This window comes from Pseudomonas sp. SWRI111 (assembly GCF_014268555.1).
GTDB classification, from domain to species: domain Bacteria; phylum Pseudomonadota; class Gammaproteobacteria; order Pseudomonadales; family Pseudomonadaceae; genus Aquipseudomonas; species Aquipseudomonas hamedanensis.
This window is the reverse complement of the sequence record NZ_JABWQQ010000017.1, coordinates 99,025-117,690: the sequence shown is the minus strand read 5'-3', so window position 1 is coordinate 117,690 and position 18,666 is coordinate 99,025. Positions and strand designations below refer to the sequence as shown.

The 18,666-nt window shown below is 60.7% G+C and carries 17 protein-coding genes; 7 read left to right on the top strand and 10 right to left on the bottom strand.

All coding sequences use genetic code 11. The features are described 5' to 3' along the window. Position 1: 1 nt before the first annotated feature. Complete coding sequence (locus HU755_RS19545) at positions 2–1,237, bottom strand: 3-methyl-2-oxobutanoate dehydrogenase (2-methylpropanoyl-transferring) subunit alpha (protein WP_007952906.1); 1,236 nt, start codon at positions 1,235–1,237, stop codon at positions 2–4. Between the two features lie 185 nt (positions 1,238–1,422). Between HU755_RS19545 and bkdR the strand changes: the two genes are divergently transcribed. Beyond that, the gene (bkdR, locus tag HU755_RS19540; RefSeq protein ID WP_007915088.1) at positions 1,423–1,911 is read left to right on the top strand and encodes a Bkd operon transcriptional regulator BkdR; all 489 of its coding nucleotides are present in this window, start codon (positions 1,423–1,425) and stop codon (positions 1,909–1,911) included. Between the two features lie 167 nt (positions 1,912–2,078). Here bkdR and HU755_RS19535 read toward each other — a convergent pair whose 3' ends face one another. Then, a complete protein-coding gene (locus HU755_RS19535; protein WP_186635640.1) occupies positions 2,079–2,942 on the bottom strand; it encodes an MBL fold metallo-hydrolase in 864 nt (287 codons plus the stop codon). Positions 2,943–3,034: 92 nt separating this feature from the next. Between HU755_RS19535 and HU755_RS19530 the strand changes: the two genes are divergently transcribed. The 3 genes from HU755_RS19530 to HU755_RS19520 all read left to right on the top strand — a co-directional run bounded on the left by HU755_RS19530 (position 3,035) and on the right by HU755_RS19520 (position 5,595). Then, complete coding sequence (locus tag HU755_RS19530) at positions 3,035–3,376, top strand: helix-turn-helix transcriptional regulator (RefSeq protein WP_016775194.1); 342 nt, start codon at positions 3,035–3,037, stop codon at positions 3,374–3,376. Between the two features lie 164 nt (positions 3,377–3,540). Beyond that, a complete protein-coding gene (locus HU755_RS19525) occupies positions 3,541–4,785 on the top strand; it encodes an FAD/NAD(P)-binding oxidoreductase (RefSeq protein WP_186635637.1) in 1,245 nt (414 codons plus the stop codon). Positions 4,786–4,794: 9 nt separating this feature from the next. Continuing rightward, the gene (locus HU755_RS19520) at positions 4,795–5,595 is read left to right on the top strand and encodes a sulfite exporter TauE/SafE family protein (RefSeq protein ID WP_186635634.1); all 801 of its coding nucleotides are present in this window, start codon (positions 4,795–4,797) and stop codon (positions 5,593–5,595) included. A 112-nt stretch (positions 5,596–5,707) separates the two neighbouring features. Here the strand turns inward: HU755_RS19520 and HU755_RS19515 are convergent, their stop codons facing one another. From HU755_RS19515 to HU755_RS19490, 6 genes are all read right to left on the bottom strand, one after another. After that, entirely contained in the window at positions 5,708–6,988 is a 1,281-nt protein-coding gene (locus HU755_RS19515; protein WP_186551867.1) for a TRAP transporter large permease, read from the bottom strand. Then, positions 6,988–7,515 carry a TRAP transporter small permease gene (locus HU755_RS19510; protein WP_186635632.1) on the bottom strand — a complete coding sequence of 176 codons (528 nt, stop codon included), beginning with the start codon at positions 7,513–7,515 and terminating at the stop codon, positions 6,988–6,990. The genes HU755_RS19515 and HU755_RS19510 overlap by 1 nt, the downstream gene beginning before the upstream one ends. 74 nt (positions 7,516–7,589) lie before the next feature. Next, entirely contained in the window at positions 7,590–8,561 is a 972-nt protein-coding gene (locus tag HU755_RS19505) for a TRAP transporter substrate-binding protein (RefSeq protein ID WP_186635629.1), read from the bottom strand. 61 nt (positions 8,562–8,622) lie between these two features. Beyond that, a complete protein-coding gene (locus HU755_RS19500; protein WP_186635626.1) occupies positions 8,623–9,516 on the bottom strand; it encodes an SMP-30/gluconolactonase/LRE family protein in 894 nt (297 codons plus the stop codon). A gap of 44 nt (positions 9,517–9,560) precedes the next feature. Continuing rightward, positions 9,561–10,385: an NAD(P)-dependent oxidoreductase gene (locus HU755_RS19495; protein ID WP_186635623.1), complete on the bottom strand. Its 825-nt coding sequence runs from the start codon at positions 10,383–10,385 to the stop codon at positions 9,561–9,563. A 266-nt stretch (positions 10,386–10,651) separates the two neighbouring features. After that, on the bottom strand, positions 10,652–11,947 hold the full coding sequence (locus HU755_RS19490) for an OprD family porin (protein WP_186551872.1): 1,296 nt from the start codon (positions 11,945–11,947) through the stop codon (positions 10,652–10,654). Positions 11,948–12,254: 307 nt separating this feature from the next. On the opposite strand from HU755_RS19490, the gene HU755_RS19485 reads away from it, so the two are divergent. From HU755_RS19485 to HU755_RS19475, 3 genes are all read left to right on the top strand, one after another. Continuing rightward, complete coding sequence (locus HU755_RS19485) at positions 12,255–13,910, top strand: MFS transporter (RefSeq protein ID WP_186635620.1); 1,656 nt, start codon at positions 12,255–12,257, stop codon at positions 13,908–13,910. Next, a complete protein-coding gene (locus HU755_RS19480) occupies positions 13,907–15,049 on the top strand; it encodes an HlyD family secretion protein (RefSeq protein ID WP_186635617.1) in 1,143 nt (380 codons plus the stop codon). Before HU755_RS19485 ends, HU755_RS19480 begins: the two co-directional genes overlap by 4 nt. Positions 15,050–15,200: 151 nt before the next feature. Next, on the top strand, positions 15,201–15,821 hold the full coding sequence (locus HU755_RS19475) for a TetR/AcrR family transcriptional regulator (RefSeq protein ID WP_186635614.1): 621 nt from the start codon (positions 15,201–15,203) through the stop codon (positions 15,819–15,821). 115 nt (positions 15,822–15,936) lie between these two features. Here HU755_RS19475 and preA read toward each other — a convergent pair whose 3' ends face one another. After that, entirely contained in the window at positions 15,937–17,211 is a 1,275-nt protein-coding gene (gene preA, locus HU755_RS19470) for an NAD-dependent dihydropyrimidine dehydrogenase subunit PreA (RefSeq protein ID WP_186622651.1), read from the bottom strand. Next, on the bottom strand, positions 17,212–18,579 hold the full coding sequence (locus tag HU755_RS19465) for an FAD-dependent oxidoreductase (RefSeq protein WP_186635612.1): 1,368 nt from the start codon (positions 18,577–18,579) through the stop codon (positions 17,212–17,214). Positions 18,580–18,666: the final 87 nt, after the last annotated feature.

The following is an 18,666-nucleotide window of genomic DNA, read 5'->3' as shown; positions in this document are numbered from 1 at the left end:
GTCAGATTCCCAACTGCTGACGCTGGCGCTTCAAGTGCTCCGGCATCTCTTTGTAGACGTCTTCGAACATGGTCGCGGCGCTCGGAATCTGGCCGCCGGCGAGGGTGCCGTACTGTTCGGCCTGTTTCTGCGCAGCAATCACTTCGGCTTCGAGTTCGGCGCTGACGGCGGCGTGCTCTTCTTCCGACCAGTGACCAACCTTGATCAGGTGCTGTTTCAGGCGTGCGATCGGATCGCCGAGGGGGAAGTGGCTCCAGTCATCGGCGGGGCGGTATTTGGACGGATCGTCGGAAGTCGAGTGCGGGCCGGCGCGGTAGGTGACCCATTCGATCATGGTCGGGCCGAGGTTGCGGCGGGCGCGTTCGGCAGCCCAGGCCGAGGCCGCATAGACCGCGTAGAAGTCGTTGCCGTCGACACGCAGCGAGGCGATGCCGCAACCGACGCCGCGTCCGGCGAAGGTCGTGGCTTCACCGCCAGCGATGGCCTGGAAGGTCGAAATCGCCCACTGGTTGTTGACCACATTGAGAATCACCGGCGCCCGATAAACGTGAGCGAAGGTGAGGGCGGTGTGGAAGTCCGATTCGGCGGTGGCGCCGTCACCGATCCACGCCGAGGCGATTTTGGTGTCGCCCTTGATCGCCGAGGCCATGCCCCAGCCCACGCCCTGAATGAACTGGGTGGCGAGGTTGCCGGAAATGGTGAAGAAACCGGCGTCCTTGACCGAGTACATGATCGGTAGCTGCCGGCCCTTGAGCGGATCGCGCTCGTTGGACAAAAGTTGGCAGATCAGATCGACCAACGGCACGTCGCGAGCCATCAGGATGCTTTGCTGGCGGTAGGTCGGGAAGCACATGTCATCGATGTTCAACGCCAGGGCCTGGGCGCTGCCGATGGCTTCTTCGCCGAGGCTCTGCATGTAGAACGACATCTTTTTCTGCCGCTGGGCGACCACCATGCGGTTGTCGTAGATGCGCGTCTTGAGCATGGCGCGCATGCCCTTGCGCAGAATCTCGACCGGCACGTTTTCGGCCCACGGCCCGAGGGCGTTGCCCTGATCGTCGAGTACGCGAATCAGGCCACGGGCGAGGTCGGCGGTATCGGCCGGTTCTACATCGATGGAAGGCTTGCGCACCGTACCCGCATCGGTCAAATGCAGGTAGGAAAAGTCGGTTTTACAGCCGGGACGGCCCGAGGGTTCAGGGACGTGCAGGCGCAGCGGTTCGTACGCTTGGGTCATGGCTTCTACGCTCGATCTTGTGAATTTCTTGTAGTGAGCTGGCAGTCATTCCTGGGTAGAGGAAATCTTGTCCTACAACAATCATAGGCCCGGCGAAGAAGAATATTTCTCTCTGTTTCGTTGCGCTGGCGACCATTTGCAGATAGAAATTCTGCATAAACATAAAAAACAGGTGGTTTTGTCTCATGCGCAAACTGGACCGTACCGACATCGGCATTCTCAACAGCCTTCAGGAGAACGCGCGCATCACTAACGCCGACCTTGCCCGCTCGGTGAACCTTTCACCGACGCCGTGCTTCAACCGGGTCAAGGCGATGGAAGAACTGGGCCTGATTCGCGAACAAGTGACGCTGCTCGATGCCGACCTGCTGGGGCTGCACGTGAATGTGTTCATTCACGTCAGCCTGGAAAAACAGGTGGAGGAAGCGCTGCAGCATTTCGAGGAAGCGATCTCCGACCGCCCTGAGGTGATGGAGTGTTACCTCATGGCCGGCGACCCGGATTATTTGATCCGTGTGCTGGTGCCAACCATCCAGTCGTTGGAGCGCTTCATGATGGATTTTCTGACCAAGGTTCCGGGAGTGGCGAACATCCGCTCAAGCTTTGCGCTGAAGCAGGTGCGCTACAAGACCGCGTTGCCGCTACCGGCCAATGGGTTGACGTTGGGCAATTGATACGACTGACCTGCAGACGCCGATCGTTCCCACGCTCCGCGTGGGAATGCCGCCAGGGACGCTCCGCGTTCCGCCTCAAGAAGTGACGCAGAGCGTCACGGGATGCATTCCCACGCGGAGCGTGGGAACGATCAGTTGGCGCTGCTGGAGGCTGCGTTGTCGAACCGTCAGAGCTTGTTGAGCGGAATCTTCAGGTAAACCACGCCGTTATCTTCCGCCGCCGGCAGATTCCCCGCCCTCACGTTGACCTGAATCGCCGGCAGCAGCAGCGTCGGCATGCCCAGCCCGGCGTCACGCTTCGTACGCATCTCAACAAACGCCGCTTCATCGATCCCGTCATGCACATGAATATTGCTTTTGCGTTGCTCGCCGACCGTGGTCTGGCACTGCGCGGCGCGGCCTTCGGGTGGGTAATCGTGGCAGACGTAAAGCTTCACGCTGGCCGGGAAGGCCAGTATTTTTTGGATCGATTTGAACAGTTGCTGCGCGTTGCCGCCGGGGAAATCACAGCGCGCCGTGCCGACATCGGGCATGAACAGCGTGTCGCCCACCAGAATCTGCTCGCCGTCGATCAGGTACGCCATGTCCGCTGGTGTATGGCCGGGCACATGCAGGGCGGTGGCCTTGAGATTGCCGATCATGAACGACTCGTTCGGCGCGAACAGGTGATCGAATTGCGAGCCGTCGACATGAAATTCCGGTTCCAGGTTGAACAGCGCCTTGAACACATTCTGCACTTTGCTGATCGATGCGCCGATGGCGATTTTGCCGCCCAGTTCCCGGCGCAGGTACGGCGCGGCGGACAGGTGATCGGCGTGGGCGTGGGTTTCCAGCAACCACTGCACTTGCAGCTGATGCGCACGGACGAAGGCGATGAGCTTGTCCGCCTGCGCGGTGCAGGTGCGACCGGCGGCGCCGTCGTAATCGAGGACCGGATCGACGATCGCGCATTGCCCGCCATCGTCTTCATAGACCACGTAGCTGTAGGTCGAGGAGGCGGGGTCGAGGAAGGCTTCAATCAGGGCGGGCATGGCAAAAACCTGTGCAGAGGAATTCAGGGTTGCAACACTTTATGTAAAAACATAATGTTCGCAGCTTAAGTGACCTTCAAGGCCTCGTGCAAATGCAATCCAGTCTGACCGAATGTGAAGTCGCCCAACTGCGCGCCTCGGCCTCCAAGGCCTGCGCGCTGCTCAAGGCCCTGGCCAATGAGGATCGCCTGCTGATTCTGTGTCAACTGACCCAGGGCGAACGCAATGTTGGCGAACTGGAAAAGATGACTGGCGTACGCCAGCCAACGCTGTCCCAGCAACTGGGCATCCTGCGCGACGAGGGGCTGGTCGCGACCCGCCGTGAAGGCAAATACATTTTCTATGGGCTGGCCAGTCACGAAGTGATCCAGGTGATGAAGACCCTGTCGGGGCTTTATTGCGGAGCGGTGCTCAAAAGCTGGGAACAGCCATAAATGCCAGCTATCACACGCCCCCTGTAGGAGTGAGCCTGCTCGCGATAGCGGTGTGTCAGCCAACACATTCATTGGCTGTTACACCGCTATCGCGAGCAGGCTCACTCCTACAAATGGATGGTGTGAAGGCTTAGAAATCTTGCGTGCAGCAAAAGGAACAAGCAATGAACGATCAACACTGGGGCCCATCCATCAGTGCAGACATCGTGGTCATCGGCGGCGGGACGGCCGGCATCGGTTTCGTCGCCAGCCTGCTCAAGCGTGACCCGCACCTCAACGTCACCGTGATCGAACCGAGTTCACAGCACTTCTACCAACCGGCCTGGACGTTGGTCGGCGGTGGCGCCTTTGATGTGAAAGACACTGTCAGGCCGATGAGCAAAGTCATGCCGCGCCAAGCGACTTGGATTCAGGCCAGCGTCAGCGCCATTGATCCGGACAAGCGCCAACTCACCCTCAATGACCAACGCACCATCAGCTATCAAAACCTGATCGTCTGCCCCGGCCTGCGCCTGGCCTGGGAGAAAATCGAAGGCTTGCAGGAAAGCCTCGGCCAGTACGGCGTCACTTCCAACTACAGCTATCAACACGCCCAGTACACCTGGGATCAAGTGCAGAAACTGCGCGATGGACGAGCCTTGTTTACCCAGCCAGCGATGCCGATCAAATGCGCGGGCGCGCCGCAAAAGGCGCTGTACCTGTCCTGCGACCACTGGCGCAGATCCGCTGTGCTGCACAACATCAACGTTGAATTCAATCTGGCCGGCGCCGCGCTGTTCGGTGTGGCGACGTTCGTGCCGCCGCTGATGAAATACATCGAGAAATACAACGCGCAACTGGCTTTCAACTCGAATCTGGTCAAGGTCGACGGCCCGGCGAAAACCGCGTGGTTCGAGGTCAAGGACGCCGATGGCAACGTCAGCCGCATAGCGAAAACCTTTGATTTGCTACACGTCGTCCCGCCGCAGGTCTCGCCGGATTTCATCGCGCAAAGTCCGCTGGCCGACACCGCCGGCTGGTGTGAAGTCGATCCGCACAGCCTGCAGCATTTGCGATATCCCGAGGTGTTCGCGCTGGGCGATGTCTGTGGCACCAGCAACGCCAAAACCGCTGCGGCGGTGCGCAAGCAGGTCGTGGTGGTTGCGCAAAATCTCTTGGCCTTGCGCAAGCAGCAACCGCTGCCACTCAAGTACGACGGCTACGGTTCCTGTCCGCTGACGGTGGAGAAGGGCAAGGTGATCCTCGCCGAGTTCGGCTACGGCGGCAAACTGCTGCCGACTTTTGCACTGGACCCGACCGTGCCCCGCCGCTCGGCGTGGTGGCTGAAAGCGACGCTGCTGCCCTGGTTCTACTGGAACGGCATGCTCAAGGGCCGCGAGTGGCTGACGCGTGTGTCCAAGGTCGATTGAGATAACCCTATGTTGCTGGCAAGTCTGTTTGGCGTGGTGATGGGGTTGGTGCTTGGCCTGACAGGGGCCGGCGGCGGGATTCTCGCGGTGCCGGCGCTGGTGCTCGGCCTCGGCTGGACGATGACCCAGGCCGCGCCCGTGGCGCTGTTTGCGGTCGGCAGTGCGGCGGCGGTCGGCGCCATCGATGGTCTGCGCCATGGTCTGGTGCGCTATCGTGCGGCGTTGTTGATTGCGGCATTGGGCGCGGTGTTTTCGCCGCTGGGCATCTATTTCGCGCATCAGTTGCCGGAAAAAATTCTGATGATCCTGTTCAGCCTGCTGATGGTCATGGTCGCCTGGCGAATGTTCAGGAAAGAGCGTCAGCAAGCGGGGCCGAGCGATCACGGGCACGCCAGTTGGGGGCAGAAAAACTGCATGCTCAACGAGCAGACCGGGCGCTTTGACTGGACCGCCAAGTGCACCGCCACCCTGGCAGCGCTGGGTGCGGTTACCGGCGTGGTGTCGGGGTTGCTGGGTGTCGGTGGCGGGTTCCTGATCGTGCCGGCGTTCAAGCAACTGACCGACGTGCAGATGCGCGGGATCGTGGCGACGTCGCTGATGGTGATCAGTCTGATTTCGGCGATCGGGGTGGTCGGCTCGTTTCACGCCGGTGTGCGGATCGACAGCCAGGGAGCGGCGTTCATCGTTGCCAGCGTGGTCGGCATGATCGTCGGACGCCAGTTGTGCGCTCGGGTGCCGGCGCGGGCGTTGCAGGTGGGGTTTGCGAGTGTGTGTCTGGTGGTGGCGGGGTACATGTTGTTGCAGGCATGAAGCAAAACCTGTGGCGAGGGAGCTTGCTCCCGCTCGGGCGCGCAGCGGCCGCTCTTTAAGGGCCTGCTACGCAGTCCAGCGGGAGCAAGCTCCCTCGCCACAAGTCACATTGTTACAGGACCAGATGCGGTAGCCACAGCGACAGGGCCGGGACGTAAGTCACCAGCATCAGCACCAGGAACAACACGGCGTAGAACGGCAGCAGTGCCTTCACGGTACTTTCGATGCTGACCTTGCCAATGGCGGAGCCGACGAATAGCACCGCGCCCACGGGCGGCGTTATCAGTCCGATCCCCAGGTTCACCAGCATGATCATGCCGAACTGCACCGGATCGACACCGATGTCCAGAATCACCGGCATCAGGATCGGCGTGAGAATCAGGATCAGCGGCGCCATGTCCATCACCGTGCCCAACAGCAGTAACATCACGTTGATGCACATCAGGATCACGTAGCGGTTGTCCGACAGGGTCAGGAACATGGTGGTGATCTTCGCCGGGATCTGCATCAGCGTCATGATGTAGCCGAAGCTGGCGGCGAAGCCGATCAGGATCATCACGATGGAGATGGTGCGCACCGTGCGATGCATCAGCTTGGGCAGTTCACGCCACTTGTAGTCGCGGTAGATGAACATGGTCACGAAGAACGACCACAGCACGGCGATAGCGGCCGATTCGGTGGCGGTGAAGACACCGGAGAGGATACCGCCGAGAATGATCACCATCGCCATCAGGCCCCAGAGGGCTTCGCCGACGATTTTCAGCGCCTGGCGCATCGGGATCACTTCGCCCTTGGGGTAGTTGCGCTTTTTCGCGAAGATCAGGCACAGCACCATCAGGCATGCGCTCATCAGCAAGCCCGGCACGATGCCCGCCATGAACAGCGAGGCGATCGAAACGGTACCGCCGGCTGCCAGCGAGTAGAGCACCGAGTTGTGGCTTGGCGGGGTCAGCAAGGCCTGCACCGAACCGCTGACGGTCACGGCGGTGGAGAAATCCCGTGGATAGCCCTTGCGTTCCATTTCCGGAATCAGCACCGAACCCACCGAAGCGGTGTCGGCCACTGACGAACCGGAAATCGCGCCGAAGAAGGTCGATGCCACGATGTTGACCAAGGACAGGCCGCCACGGACGAAACCTACCAGCACCCCGGCGCACGCCACCAACCGGCGGGACATGCCGCCCTCGGCCATGATCGCGCCGGCCAGTACGAAGAACGGAATGGCCAGCAGCGAGAACTTGTTAACCCCGCCCGCGACCTGAATCATCACGGCCTGGAACGGGATGTCGATCCACCATGCACCGATCAGGGCGGCGGCGCCCAATGCGTAGGCGACCGGCATGCCGATCAGGATCAATACGATAAAACTGCCCAGCAGAATCAGAGCGTCCATTAAACGGCACCTTCACTTTCTTCAACCAGATCGAACTGCACGACCCGACGTTTGCTCTGGTCACCCAGAAAGAGTTTTTCCAGGACAAAAACCAGGGTCAGCAAACCGCCCACGGGAATCGGCAAATAGGTCACGCCCACCCGCAGGGTGGGCAGGGACGCCATGAACTGGTTCCAGGTGGACATGCACAACTTGAAGCCCCAGATCGTCATGAAAATACAGATCAGGGCCATCAGCAGTTGGGAAAAAATCGACGCTGCGCTGCGCAGGTGCGGCGGCATGCGATCGGTCACCATGGCCACCGCCATGTGCGCACCGGCGCGGTAGCTGGCAGCGGCGCCAATGAACGTAAACACGATCATCAGCAGGATGGCCGTAGGCTCCGGCCAGCTCGAGCCGGTGCCCAGCACGTAGCGGGCAAACACGCCCCAGGGAATCATCAGGGAGACTGCCAGAACGGAAAGGCCGGCCACCCAGATGCACGTCATGTAGATCTTATCGTTGATACGCAGCAGCAAATTCTTCATCGGGTTTCACCGTAACCGGGCGCGCCTCGAACATCAGGCGCGCCGGGCCTTTTTCATAAGTACAGAGCGGGAGGTTACTGAACGGCTTCGATTTTCTTGATCAGGTCGGCATACGGCGCGCCGTACTTGGCCCGCACCGGTGCAGTGGCGTCGTAGAACGGTTTTTTGTCGACGGTGATGAACTCGACGCCGGCGGCCTTGAGTTTTTCCTCACTGGCGCTGGACTTCGCGTCCCACAACACGCGCTCTTCAGCCTGGGCAGCCTTGGCGGCTTTCTTGACCAGGGTCTGTTGATCCGGGGTGAGTTTTTCCCAAGTGATTTTCGACATCACGATTGGCTCTGGCAGGATCAGGTGACCGGTCAGGCTGTAAAACTTGGCGTTCTGGAAGTGGTTGTGTTCGAGCAAGGTCGGCGGGTTGTTTTCCGCGCCGTCGATCACGCCGGTCTGCAGGGCGCTGAAGATTTCGCCGGTGTCCATGGCGATACCGTTGGCGCCCATGGCGTTCATCATCTCGATGAACATCGGGTTGCCTTGTACGCGGATTTTCATGCCCTTGAGGTCTTCGAGCTTGCGTACTGGCTTCTTGGTGTAGATGTTGCGCGTGCCGCCGTCCATCCAGGCGAGGGCCACCAGGCCGAATTCGGAGTTGGTGATCTTGTCGAGGATTTCATCGCCCACTGCGCCGTCGATGACGTTGCGCATGTGCTGGTGGTCTCGGAAGATGAACGGCATGTTGAACACGTTCACGTCCGGCACCACCGGGCCGACGATCCCCAGACTGACCCGGGACATCTGTATCGCGCCGACTTGCATCTGTTCGATGACTTCTTTTTCAGAACCCAGCACACCGCCTGGGAAGTACTTGAAGGTCAGCTCGCCGTTGGTCTCTTTGGTCAGCGTCTTGCCCATGTTTTCTTCCGCCACCGTGGTCGGATAACCCTTGGGGTGGATGTCGGCGACTTTGAGTTCCAGCGCCTGGGCGGCGCCAGCGAGGGTAAACATCAGCGGGAGTGCAGCGGCGAGCAAGGTGCGTTTGAAGTTCATGGGGGTGAGTCTCCAGTCTTGTTATTTTTGTGTTCAAGGCGCAGCGGTGCAGCAGAGGGTTTTAAAGCAAATCGTTGAATTCAGGTTCGGCGAGGCCTTTGACGCCGGGCTTCAAGGCGAACACGCCGCCGGCCAGGGACTGCGGATCCTGATCGTCGCCAGGTCGAATCGAGGCGACGAGCAAGGTGTCCATGTCGCGCCCGCCGAACGCACACATGGTCGGTTTTTTCACCGGCACTTCCAGTGAGAAATCGAGGCGGCCGTCAGGGGCGAAGCGGTGGATCAGGCCGGCATCGTTGGCGCAGATCCAGTAGCAACCGTCGGCATCCACGGCGGCGCCATCGGGACGGCCGGGGAAGTGGTTCATGTCCACAAACACGCGCCGATTCGACGGCGTGCCGGTCTCGGTGTCGTAATCGAAAGCCCAGATCAATTGCACGTCGGGATGCGAATCCGACAGGTACATGGTTTTGCCGTCGGGGCTGAAACCCAGACCGTTGGGCACGATGAAACCGTCAAGTTGCGCTTCGACCACGCCATTCTGCCCGGCGCTGTAGCGATAGAGCCGGCCTTCAGACGCGTTCAGGCCCATGTTCAAGACCATGCTGCCGGCCCAGAAACGGCCCTGACGGTCGCAGCGACCGTCGTTGAGGCGCATGTCGGGGCGGCTGTGGTCGACGGTCGCCAGCAACGTGGCGTCCAGGCTGCCGTCGCTGTGCGGATGCAAATGGAAGAAACCGCTTTCCATGCCGGCGATCCAGCCACCCCTGCGGTGGCGAGTAATGCAGGCGAGCATTTCTGGCGCTTTCCACGATGCGACGTGCCCGGTGTCAGCGCTCCAGCGTTGCAGTCCGCCGTTGGGGATGTCGACCCAGTACAGCGCGTTTTCCTGCGGCACCCAGACCGGGCTTTCACCGACCGCGTTGCGGGCGTCGACGATCAATTCGGCTTGCATACTCATTCCCTTGGCTTTTATTGGAGGGGGATCAAGTCGAGCGGTCAGTCGCCGAACGGGCCTGCTGCAACGAAGGCGCCGCCCTGATAGATCCGCGCCGGATCATCATCGGCCGGCATCGGCTGCGCTTCGACCTTGTCGCGGAATACTTCCGAGGTGTCGCGGGCTTCGAAGCCGAGGTGGCTGGCGTAGCGGTTGTCCCACCAGACGTCCTTGTTGGCGGACATGCCGTAAACCACGGTGTGACCGACATTCGGCGTGTACAGCGAGCGTTCGAGCAGTTGCGTGAGGTCGTCGAAGCTCAGCCAGGTGTGCATCATCCGGCGGTTTTGCGGCTCGGGGAACGAGGAGCCGATGCGGATGCTGACGGTTTCGATGCCATAGCGATCGAAGTAGAAACTGGCCATGTCTTCGCCGTAGGACTTGGACAGACCGTAGTAACCGTCCGGGCGGCGCGCGGAAGTGGCGTCGAGCTTTTCGTCCTGTTTGTAGAATCCGATGACGTGGTTGGAGCTGGCGAAAATCACGCGTTTGACGCCATGCCGGCGCGCCGCTTCGTAAATGTGGAAAACGCCGCTGATGTTGGCGCCGAGGATCTCTTCGAACGGACGCTCAACCGAGACGCCGCCGAAATGCAGGATCGCGTCGACACCTTCGACCAATTGATGCACGGCTTGCTTGTCGGCGAGGTCGCAGAGCACGACTTCTTCATGCTCATCGGTCGCCGGGGCAAGGGCGGCGATGTCGGACAGGCGCAGCACGTTGGCGTAGGGGCGCAGGCGTTCGCGCAGCACTTTGCCCAGGCCTCCGGCAGCACCGGTCAGCAGCAGGCGGTTGAATGGAGCGCGGGGGGTAGAAGTAGACGTCATGGCAATCCCTGAACACATTGTTATTAGGTTTGTTGTAGGTTGTCGTATGACTGCGCTGAAGTATCGGTAGGGTTTCCGGATCTTGTCAACGCGACTTTTGGTGTAGATGACGGAAGGGCCAGCCCGTTTTCCTTCCTTGCAACGCGATCCCATTGTAGGAGTGAGCCTGCTCGCGATAGCGGTGTATCAGTCAAGGAATATGTTGGCTGACACGACGCTATCGCGAGCAGGCTCACTCCTACAGGGGGGCGGTGTCGCCTCGGAAATTACAACAACGAAATCGGATAGCTGATAAAGATCCGGTTCTCGTCAAACTCGTTGGTGCTGAAGTCGCGGCGAATCGTCGCGTTGCGCCATTTCACGTTCAGGCTCTTCAATGGGCCACTCTGCACGGTGTAGGCCAGTTCCGACTCGCGCCCCCATTCCTTGCCATCGCTGGTGGTGGCGGTGTGCACGTTGTCACCGCTGATGTAGCGGTTCATCAGGGTCAGGCCCGGCACGCCAAGGGCGGCGAAGTTGTAGTCGTGGCGCAACTGCCAGGAGCGCTCTTTGGCATTGTCGTAACTGGCGTTGTAGCTGTCGTTGGCCAGGGTGCCGCCGCTGGTGCCGTTGACGCGCATCCAGCCATCGTCGCCAGTGAGTTTCTGCAGGCCGACGTAGAAGGTGTTGCCACCGTATTTGGCTGAAAGCAGGGCGAATGCGGTTTTGTTGTCGAGGTCGCCGGCCTGGGCGCTGCCGTCTTCCTTGCCGGTGAAAAAACCGAGGTTGGCGCCCAGCGTCCAGTCGCCCATCGGCTGGCTGTGGCTGAGGTTGAAATACTGCTGCTGATAGATATCAGTGAGTTCGGCGTACCACACGCCGACCATGGTGCGCTTTTCATTGAAGCTGTATTCGCCGCCGCCGAAGTTGAAGCGGTCGGAAGTGAACGCGCCGCGGCCGTTCATCGACATGTCTTCCATGCTGGCGTCGTTGCGCGGGCTGTTGCCGCGGAACTGGCCGCCGTAGACGGTCAGGCCGTTGATCTCGGTGGAGGTGATCTGGCCGCCGCGAAAGGTCTGCGGCAGCGAGCGACCGTCGTCGGAACGCAGGATCGGCAGCACCGGCATCCATTCACCGACTTTCAATTCCGTTTTCGACACCTTGGCTTTCAGCGCCACGCCGAGACGGCCGAAGTTATCGGCCGGACGCCCGTCATCGTGGATCGGCAACAGCTGCGTGCCGCCCGTGCCTTTGCCGCCATCGAGCTTCTGCGAATACATGCCGAGGATGTCGAGACCGAAGCCGACGGTGCCTTGGCTGAAGCCGGATTTGGCATCGAGGATAAAGTTCTGCGTCCACTCTTCGGCCTTGCCCTGCGGGTTGGCCGGGTTGACGAAGTTGCGGTTGAAATAGGCGTTGCGCAGGTTCAGCGTGGCTTTGCTGTCTTCGAGAAAGCCCTCGGCTTCGGCGCTCATTGGCAAGGCAAAGGCGAGGCTGCTGCAGCCGACCAGGCTCAAGGTGGAACGCGTGCGAATGGCGGTAAAGCGGGAAGGGCGGACGGAATTGCGGGCGAGTGTGCTCACTGTGACGCTCCCTGGATCGTTTGTTGTTTTTATTATTTGTCATACGTCGTCGTACAACATGGATGCGGATATTTCCCAGATTTTCAGGGAATGTCAACTGGAAGTTATACGATGACTCCCAGGCGCAACGTTCCCCCTGTAGGAGTGAGCCTGCTCGCGATAGCGATCTATCAGACAATCAATTGGTGACTGACACACCGCAATCGCGAGCAGGCTCACTCCTACAGGGTTTTTTTGTTGTCTACGGGAAAGTGTGTTGCCAGTGAAATTGCGGCAAACTTCCCTCACCCCCGCACAAGGCCGATCCATGGATAAATACGCCCCGCGCAACTGGCAGCCGCACGAAAAGCCCAGCCTGCCCGGTTCTCCCTCGACACCACTGCACTCAACGCCCAAACGCCTGGCGTATGCGGCGGTCGGGGTGCTGGTGGCGGTGACCGGTGGTTTGGGTAACTCGCTGGTGGTCGCCAACCTGCCTTATCTGCAAGGTTCGCTCGGCGCGACCACTGCGGAAATGGCCTGGCTGCCGGCGGCGTATGTGATGACCAACGTGTCAATGAACCTGCTGCTGGTGAAGTTTCGCCAGCAGTTCGGCTTGCGCGCTTTCACCGAAGTGTTCCTGGTGCTGTACGCGTTGGTGACCTTCGGCCACTTGTTCGTCAACGACTTGAATTCCGCCGTGGCGGTGCGTGCGGCCCACGGCATGGTCGGTGCGGCGCTGAGTTCGCTGGGTCTGTATTACATGGTCCAGGCGTTCCCGGCGAAGTGGCGACTGAAGGCGTTGGTGCTGGGCCTCGGCACCTCGCAACTGGCCCTGCCGCTGGCACGGCTGTTCTCCGAAGATTTGCTGCAGATCGCCGAGTGGCGCGGCTTGTACCTGTTTGAATTGGGCATGGCGCTGCTCTCGCTCGGTTGTGTGCTGCTGCTGAAGTTGCCCCCCGGTGACCGCTTCAAAACGTTTGAAAAGCTCGACTTTCTGACCTTCGCGATTCTCGCCAGCGGCGTGGCACTGCTGTGCGCGGTGCTGTCGCTGGGACGCATCGACTGGTGGCTCGAGGCGGACTGGATCGGCATTGCCCTGGCCGGGTCGATTGCGCTGATCATCATGGGCCTGGCGATCGAACATAACCGCAGCAACCCGATGCTGATGACCCGTTGGCTGGGCAGCGGGGCGATGGTGCGACTGGCGCTGGCGGTGGTGCTGATCCGCATGGTCACCTCCGAACAATCGACCGGTGCCGTGGGCTTCATGCAGAACCTCAACATGAGCAGTCAGCAATTGCACAGCCTGTACGTGGTGATGCTGCTGGGCAGCGTCGCCGGGTTGCTGATCAGTGCGCTGACGATCGACCCGAAACACCTGCTGCTGCCGCTGATCATCTCGCTGGCGCTGATGGCCACCGGTTCAGTGATGGACAGTTTTTCGAACAATCTGACCCGTCCCGAGAACCTGTATTTCAGTCAGTTCCTGCTGGCGTTCGGCAGCACGTTTTTCCTCGGTCCGACCATGGTGCTGGGGACGCGCAACGTGCTGACCAATCCGCGCAATCTGGTGAGTTTTTCCGTGCTCTTCGGGATCTGTAACAACCTCGGCGGGTTGATTGGCGCGGCGCTGCTGGGTACGTTCCAGGTCGTGCGGGAGAAGTTTCATTCCAGCCACATCGTCGATCACCTGGTGATGTCCGACCCGTTGGTTGCAGCGCGGGTGCAAAGCGGCGGTTCGGCGTACGGCTCGCTGCTCGCCGACCCGAGCCTGCGCAACCTGGCCGGCATCCGCAGTCTGGCCAATGCGGCCACGCGTGAAGCGAACGTGTTGGCCTATAACGATGTCTTCATGCTGATCGCGGTGATTGCGGTGCTGACCATGATCTGGATTTCGATCCGGGCGCTGTGGCTGATGAGCACCACCAAAACCGTCGAACCGACACCTAACGGACCTTCCAGCGGCGCCCCTTCTTCATGACCGAACCGACCACCACAACCACTAACGCCATTGCCGCCACCCCTGAAGGCGAGGCGCCGCCGTCATCGCCAAACACCGAGCCGCGTTCTTTACGCGTGCGGATCATTTCTTCGCTGGGCTTTGCGGCAATCGCCATCGTCGGCGTGCTGATCGTCTTGTATGCCTGGCAACTGCCGCCGTTCAGCAGCGCCGTCGAAACCACAGAAAACGCCTTGGTCCGGGGGCAGGTGACGATCATCGGGCCGCAGCTCAGCGGTTATGTGTTCGAGGTGCCGGTGCAGGACTTCCAGTACGTGAAGGCCGGTGACCTGCTGGTGCGTCTGGACGATCGCATCTATCAGCAGCGCCTCGACCAGTCACTGGCGCAACTGGCGGTGCAAAAAGCCGGGCTGGCCAATGTGGTGCAGCAACGCAACAGCGCCGAAGCGACGATCAAGTTGCGTCAAGCCGTGTTGGCCGACAGCCAGGCGCAGTTGCGCAAGAGCGAGGCGGACCTGCGCCGCAATCAGGAACTGGTGCGCGACGGCTCGGTGTCGAAGCGCGAATTCGACGTGACCCTCGCGGCCAATGCGCAAAGCACGGCGGCAGTGGCCCAAGCCAAGGCCAATCTGGAAATCGCCCGCCAGGATCTGCAAACGGTGATCGTCAATCGCGGCTCGCTGGAAGCGGCGGTGGCCAGTGCCGAAGCGGCGGTGCAACTGGCGCGGATTGACCTGTCGAACACACGGATTGTCGCGCCGCGTGACGGTCAGCTCGGCCAGATTGGCGTGCGCCTCGGCGCCTACGTCAACTCCGGCGCGCAACTGATGGCGTTAGTGCCCGAGCAGAAATGGGTGATCGCCAACATGAAGGAAACCCAGATGGCCAACGTGCGCGTCGGGCAACCGGTGCGGTTCACTGTCGATGCGCTGAACCACCGCCGATTCACCGGGCATGTGCAGCATATTTCGCCGGGCACCGGCTCTGAATTCGCCTTGTTGCAGGCCGATAATGCGACCGGCAATTTCGTCAAAATCGCCCAGCGGGTGCCGGTCAGGATCACCATTGACCCGGATCAGCCGGAAGAAGAGCGCCTGCGGCCGGGGATGTCGGTGGTGGTCAGCATCGACACGGCGGCGGGCGATACCCAACCGCATTGATCCACCGCGATCAATTGTAGGAGTGAGCCTGCTCGCGATAGCGGTCTGTCAGTCGATGATCAATTGCCTGAAAGACCGCTATCGCGAGCAGGCTCACTCCTACAGGTCATTATCCGCTAGTCTTCAGCAACGCCGCCGTCAGGGAGCCCACATGGGCAATCACAAAATCGAAATTCGCCGCAGCAACGTCGAGAAAATCCTTCTGGCGGCGGAAAAAGTCTTCGCCGAAAAAGGCTTCGGCGGTACGGCCATGGCCGACATCGCGGCCCAGGCGCAACTGCCGCGCTCCAACCTGCATTACTACTTCAGCACCAAGAGCGAGCTGTACAGTGCGGTGCTGTTCGACCTGCTGGAAGTGTGGAAGCAGGACGCGCTGTGCTTCGAAATGTTTGACGATCCGCGCGTGGTGTTGAGCAGCTACATCCGCGCCAAGATGAACCATTCGCGCAGCCGGCCGTACGGCTCGAAAGTCTGGGCCAACGAAATCATCCACGGCGCACCGACGCTGGGCGAGGCACTGGATGTCAGCCTGTACGACTGGGCGAAAATGAAGGAAGCGAAGATCCGCCAGTGGGTCGAGGACCAGCGGATCCTGCCGGTTGAACCGTCGAGCCTGCTGTACATGATCTGGGCGTCGACGCAGCACTATGCCGACTTCGATCATCAGGTGAATATCCTCAACGAACATCAGCCGTTGTCGGATATGCAGTTCGAGCGGGCGGTGCAGACGGTGACCGCGGTCATATTGCGAGGGATCGGCCTGGAGCCTTGAATCTTGTGGTGGCCGGGCTGGCCTCTTCGCGAGCAGGCTCACTCCTACAGGGGAACGCATTCCAAATGTAGGAGTGAGCCTGCTCGCGATGGCTTCGGTTCAGGCACCGCTTCCCTCAAGCAGAAACATGGTAAGGATTCCTCGGATCATGGTTCCAGTCCAGAAACGGCTTGCCCGTCTCCACCGCGACCATCTCGATGCAGTCCGCCACCGGACAGGTGATCTGGCACAAATTGCAGCCCACACATTCGTCATCGATCACTTCGTATTTATGGGTGCCGTCGGCCTGTCTGAGACTGCCGATCGCCTGGTGTGAGGTGTCTTCACACGCAATGTGGCAGCGCCCGCAACCAATACACGCGTCCTGATCAATCTTTGCGATGACCTGATAGTTGATATCGAGGTATTTCCAGTCCGTGGTGTTGCCCACGGCACGCCCGGAAAATTCGGCGATGTTGGCGTAACCCTGGCTGTCCATCCACCGCGACAAGCCGTCCTTCATCTCCTCGACAATGCGGAAGCCATGCAGCATCGCCGCCGTGCACACTTGCACCGCGCCGCTCCCCAATGCCATGAACTCGGCTGCGTCGCGCCAACTGCCAATGCCACCGATGCCGCAGATTGGCAGGCCCTGGGTCTGCGGATCACGGGCGATTTCCGCAACCATGTTCAGCGCAATCGGCTTGACCGCCGAGCCGCAATAACCGCCGTGGGTGCTTTTGCTGCCGACGGTGGGCAGGGCGACCATGTGTTCCAGGTCGACACTGGTGATCGAGTTGATCGTGTTGATCAGCGACACCGCATCCGCACCGCCACGATGGGCGGCACGCGCGGCGACACGAATGTCGGTGATGTTCGGCGTCAGTTTGACGATCACCGGCAGCGAGCAATACGTCTTGCACCAGCGCGTCACTTGCTCGACGTATTCCGGCACCTGACCGACCGCCGCGCCCATGCCGCGTTCGGGCATGCCGTGGGGGCAGCCGAAGTTCAGTTCTATGCCGTCAGCGCCGGTGGCCTCGACCAGCGGCAAAATGTGTTTCCACGACTCCTCGACACACGGCACCATCAGCGAAACGATCAGCGCGCGGTCCGGCCAGTCCTTCTTCACTTGGGTGATTTCGCGCAGGTTGATCTCCAGCGAACGGTCGGTGATCAGTTCGATGTTGTTGATGCCCAGCACTTCGCGGTTGGCACCGTAGTGCGCCGAGTAACGTGACGAGACGTTGACCGCCGCCGGGTCCTCACCAAGGGTTTTCCAGACCACACCGCCCCAGCCTGCTTCAAAGGCGCGGACGACGTTGTAAGCCTTGTCGGTGGGTGGCGCGGAGGCCAGCCAGAACGGGTTCGGCGCCTTGATGCCGGCGAAGACTATCGAGAGATCGGCCATTTACGCAGCCTCCACGTTGAGCATCAGTTGCACATTGATCGCCTCGGCGGCGCGTTTGCCATGCTGCACCGCTTGCACGGTGAGGTCCTGATCGAGGCTGGTGCAATCACCGCCGGCGTACACCCCGGGGATGCTGGTGCGCAGGTTTTCATCGACCTGAATCCGTTCGCCCTGGCGCTTGAGTTCGCGCGCCAGTGGATCGCTGAGGGCCGCACCGTCGAAGCTCTGGCCGATGGCCTTGAAGATCGCGTCGGCCGCCAGTTCGAAGGTCTCTGCGGTGCTTTGCAGGCGACCGTCGACCAGGGCGGTACGGACGAAACGCATGCCGCGCACGCGGCCCAGATCGTCGAGCAGCACGTGCTCCGGTTGTGCCCAGGTCAGCAGGCGCACCTGATTGGCTTTGGCGATGTCTTGCTCATGAACAGTCGCACCCATGTCCGCCGCGCCACGGCGATAGACCAGATTCACCTCGCGTGCTCCGAGACGGGCCATCTGCACGGCCATGTCGATGGCTGTGTTACCGGCGCCAAGGACGATGCAGCGATCGGCCAATGGTAGTTGCGTGAGGTCGTCGGCCTGGCGCAGTTCGCGAATGTAGTCGGTGGCGGCGAGCAGGCCGGGCGCATCTTCGTGGGCCAACCCGAGTTGTTTGCTGGCATTCAGACCCAGGCCGAGAAACACGGCGTCGAACTGCTGATGCAGTTCGCTGAGGGTCAGGTTCTCACCGAGTTTGTGCCCATGACGGATCTCGATGCCGCCGATTTGCAGGAGGAAATCCAGTTCCTTCTGCGCGTAATCATCGACCAGTTTGTACTTGGCGATCCCGTATTCGTTGAGGCCGCCAGCCTTGTCCCGGGCTTCGAAAATCACCACCTCATGACCGTGCATGGCACTGCGGTGTGCGCAGGACAAACCGGCAGGTCCGGCACCGACCACGGCGATACGTTTGCCGGTGGCGGCGGCGCGTTGAAACGGATGCTCGGTGAAGTGGGCGTTATCGACGGCGTAGCGTTGCAGCAGGCCAATCAGCACTGGTGCGCATTCCTGAGCGTTGTTGCGTACGCAAGCCTGTTGGCAAAGGATTTCGGTCGGACAGACCCGCGCGCAACTGCCGCCGAGGATGTTCGCCGAAAGGATTTTCTGCGCGGCGCCCGCTACGTTGTCTTGATGGATGTTGCGGATGAACGAAGGGATATCGATCTCGCTCGGGCATGCGTTGACGCAAGGCGCGTCGTAGCAATACAGGCAGCGCGACGCTTCCAGATGCGCCTGCCGGGCATTGAGCGGCGGCGCCAGATCAGTGAAATGGCCGGCGAGGGCGGCCGCGCTTTCGTGCGGGTGGGGGAGGTGGTTCAGGGTCTCGATCACGGTTTATTGCCTCATGGCTAATTGAGGTGCTGCCTCTGATGGGCAGTGGTTTTGTGTCGTTAGGCAGGGCCTCTTCGCGAGCAGGCT

Excerpts from the sequence above, each read along its gene's own strand:
- HU755_RS19500 (WP_186635626.1), bottom strand. The coding sequence starts at position 9,516 with ATGCAAGCCGAATTGATCGTCGACGCCCGCAACGCGGTCGGTGAAAGC.
- HU755_RS19510 (WP_186635632.1), bottom strand. The coding sequence starts at position 7,515 with ATGAAGAATTTGCTGCTGCGTATCAACGATAAGATCTACATGACGTGC.
- HU755_RS19530 (WP_016775194.1), top strand. The coding sequence starts at position 3,035 with ATGCAATCCAGTCTGACCGAATGTGAAGTCGCCCAACTGCGCGCCTCG.
- HU755_RS19525 (WP_186635637.1), top strand. The coding sequence starts at position 3,541 with ATGAACGATCAACACTGGGGCCCATCCATCAGTGCAGACATCGTGGTC.
- HU755_RS19475 (WP_186635614.1), top strand. The coding sequence starts at position 15,201 with ATGGGCAATCACAAAATCGAAATTCGCCGCAGCAACGTCGAGAAAATC.
- HU755_RS19505 (WP_186635629.1), bottom strand. The coding sequence starts at position 8,561 with ATGAACTTCAAACGCACCTTGCTCGCCGCTGCACTCCCGCTGATGTTT.
- HU755_RS19485 (WP_186635620.1), top strand. The coding sequence starts at position 12,255 with ATGGATAAATACGCCCCGCGCAACTGGCAGCCGCACGAAAAGCCCAGC.
- bkdR (WP_007915088.1), top strand. The coding sequence starts at position 1,423 with ATGCGCAAACTGGACCGTACCGACATCGGCATTCTCAACAGCCTTCAG.
- preA (WP_186622651.1), bottom strand. The coding sequence starts at position 17,211 with ATGGCCGATCTCTCGATAGTCTTCGCCGGCATCAAGGCGCCGAACCCG.
- HU755_RS19495 (WP_186635623.1), bottom strand. The coding sequence starts at position 10,385 with ATGACGTCTACTTCTACCCCCCGCGCTCCATTCAACCGCCTGCTGCTG.
- HU755_RS19480 (WP_186635617.1), top strand. The coding sequence starts at position 13,907 with ATGACCGAACCGACCACCACAACCACTAACGCCATTGCCGCCACCCCT.
- HU755_RS19520 (WP_186635634.1), top strand. The coding sequence starts at position 4,795 with ATGTTGCTGGCAAGTCTGTTTGGCGTGGTGATGGGGTTGGTGCTTGGC.
- HU755_RS19545 (WP_007952906.1), bottom strand. The coding sequence starts at position 1,237 with ATGACCCAAGCGTACGAACCGCTGCGCCTGCACGTCCCTGAACCCTCG.
- HU755_RS19535 (WP_186635640.1), bottom strand. The coding sequence starts at position 2,942 with ATGCCCGCCCTGATTGAAGCCTTCCTCGACCCCGCCTCCTCGACCTAC.
- HU755_RS19515 (WP_186551867.1), bottom strand. The coding sequence starts at position 6,988 with ATGGACGCTCTGATTCTGCTGGGCAGTTTTATCGTATTGATCCTGATC.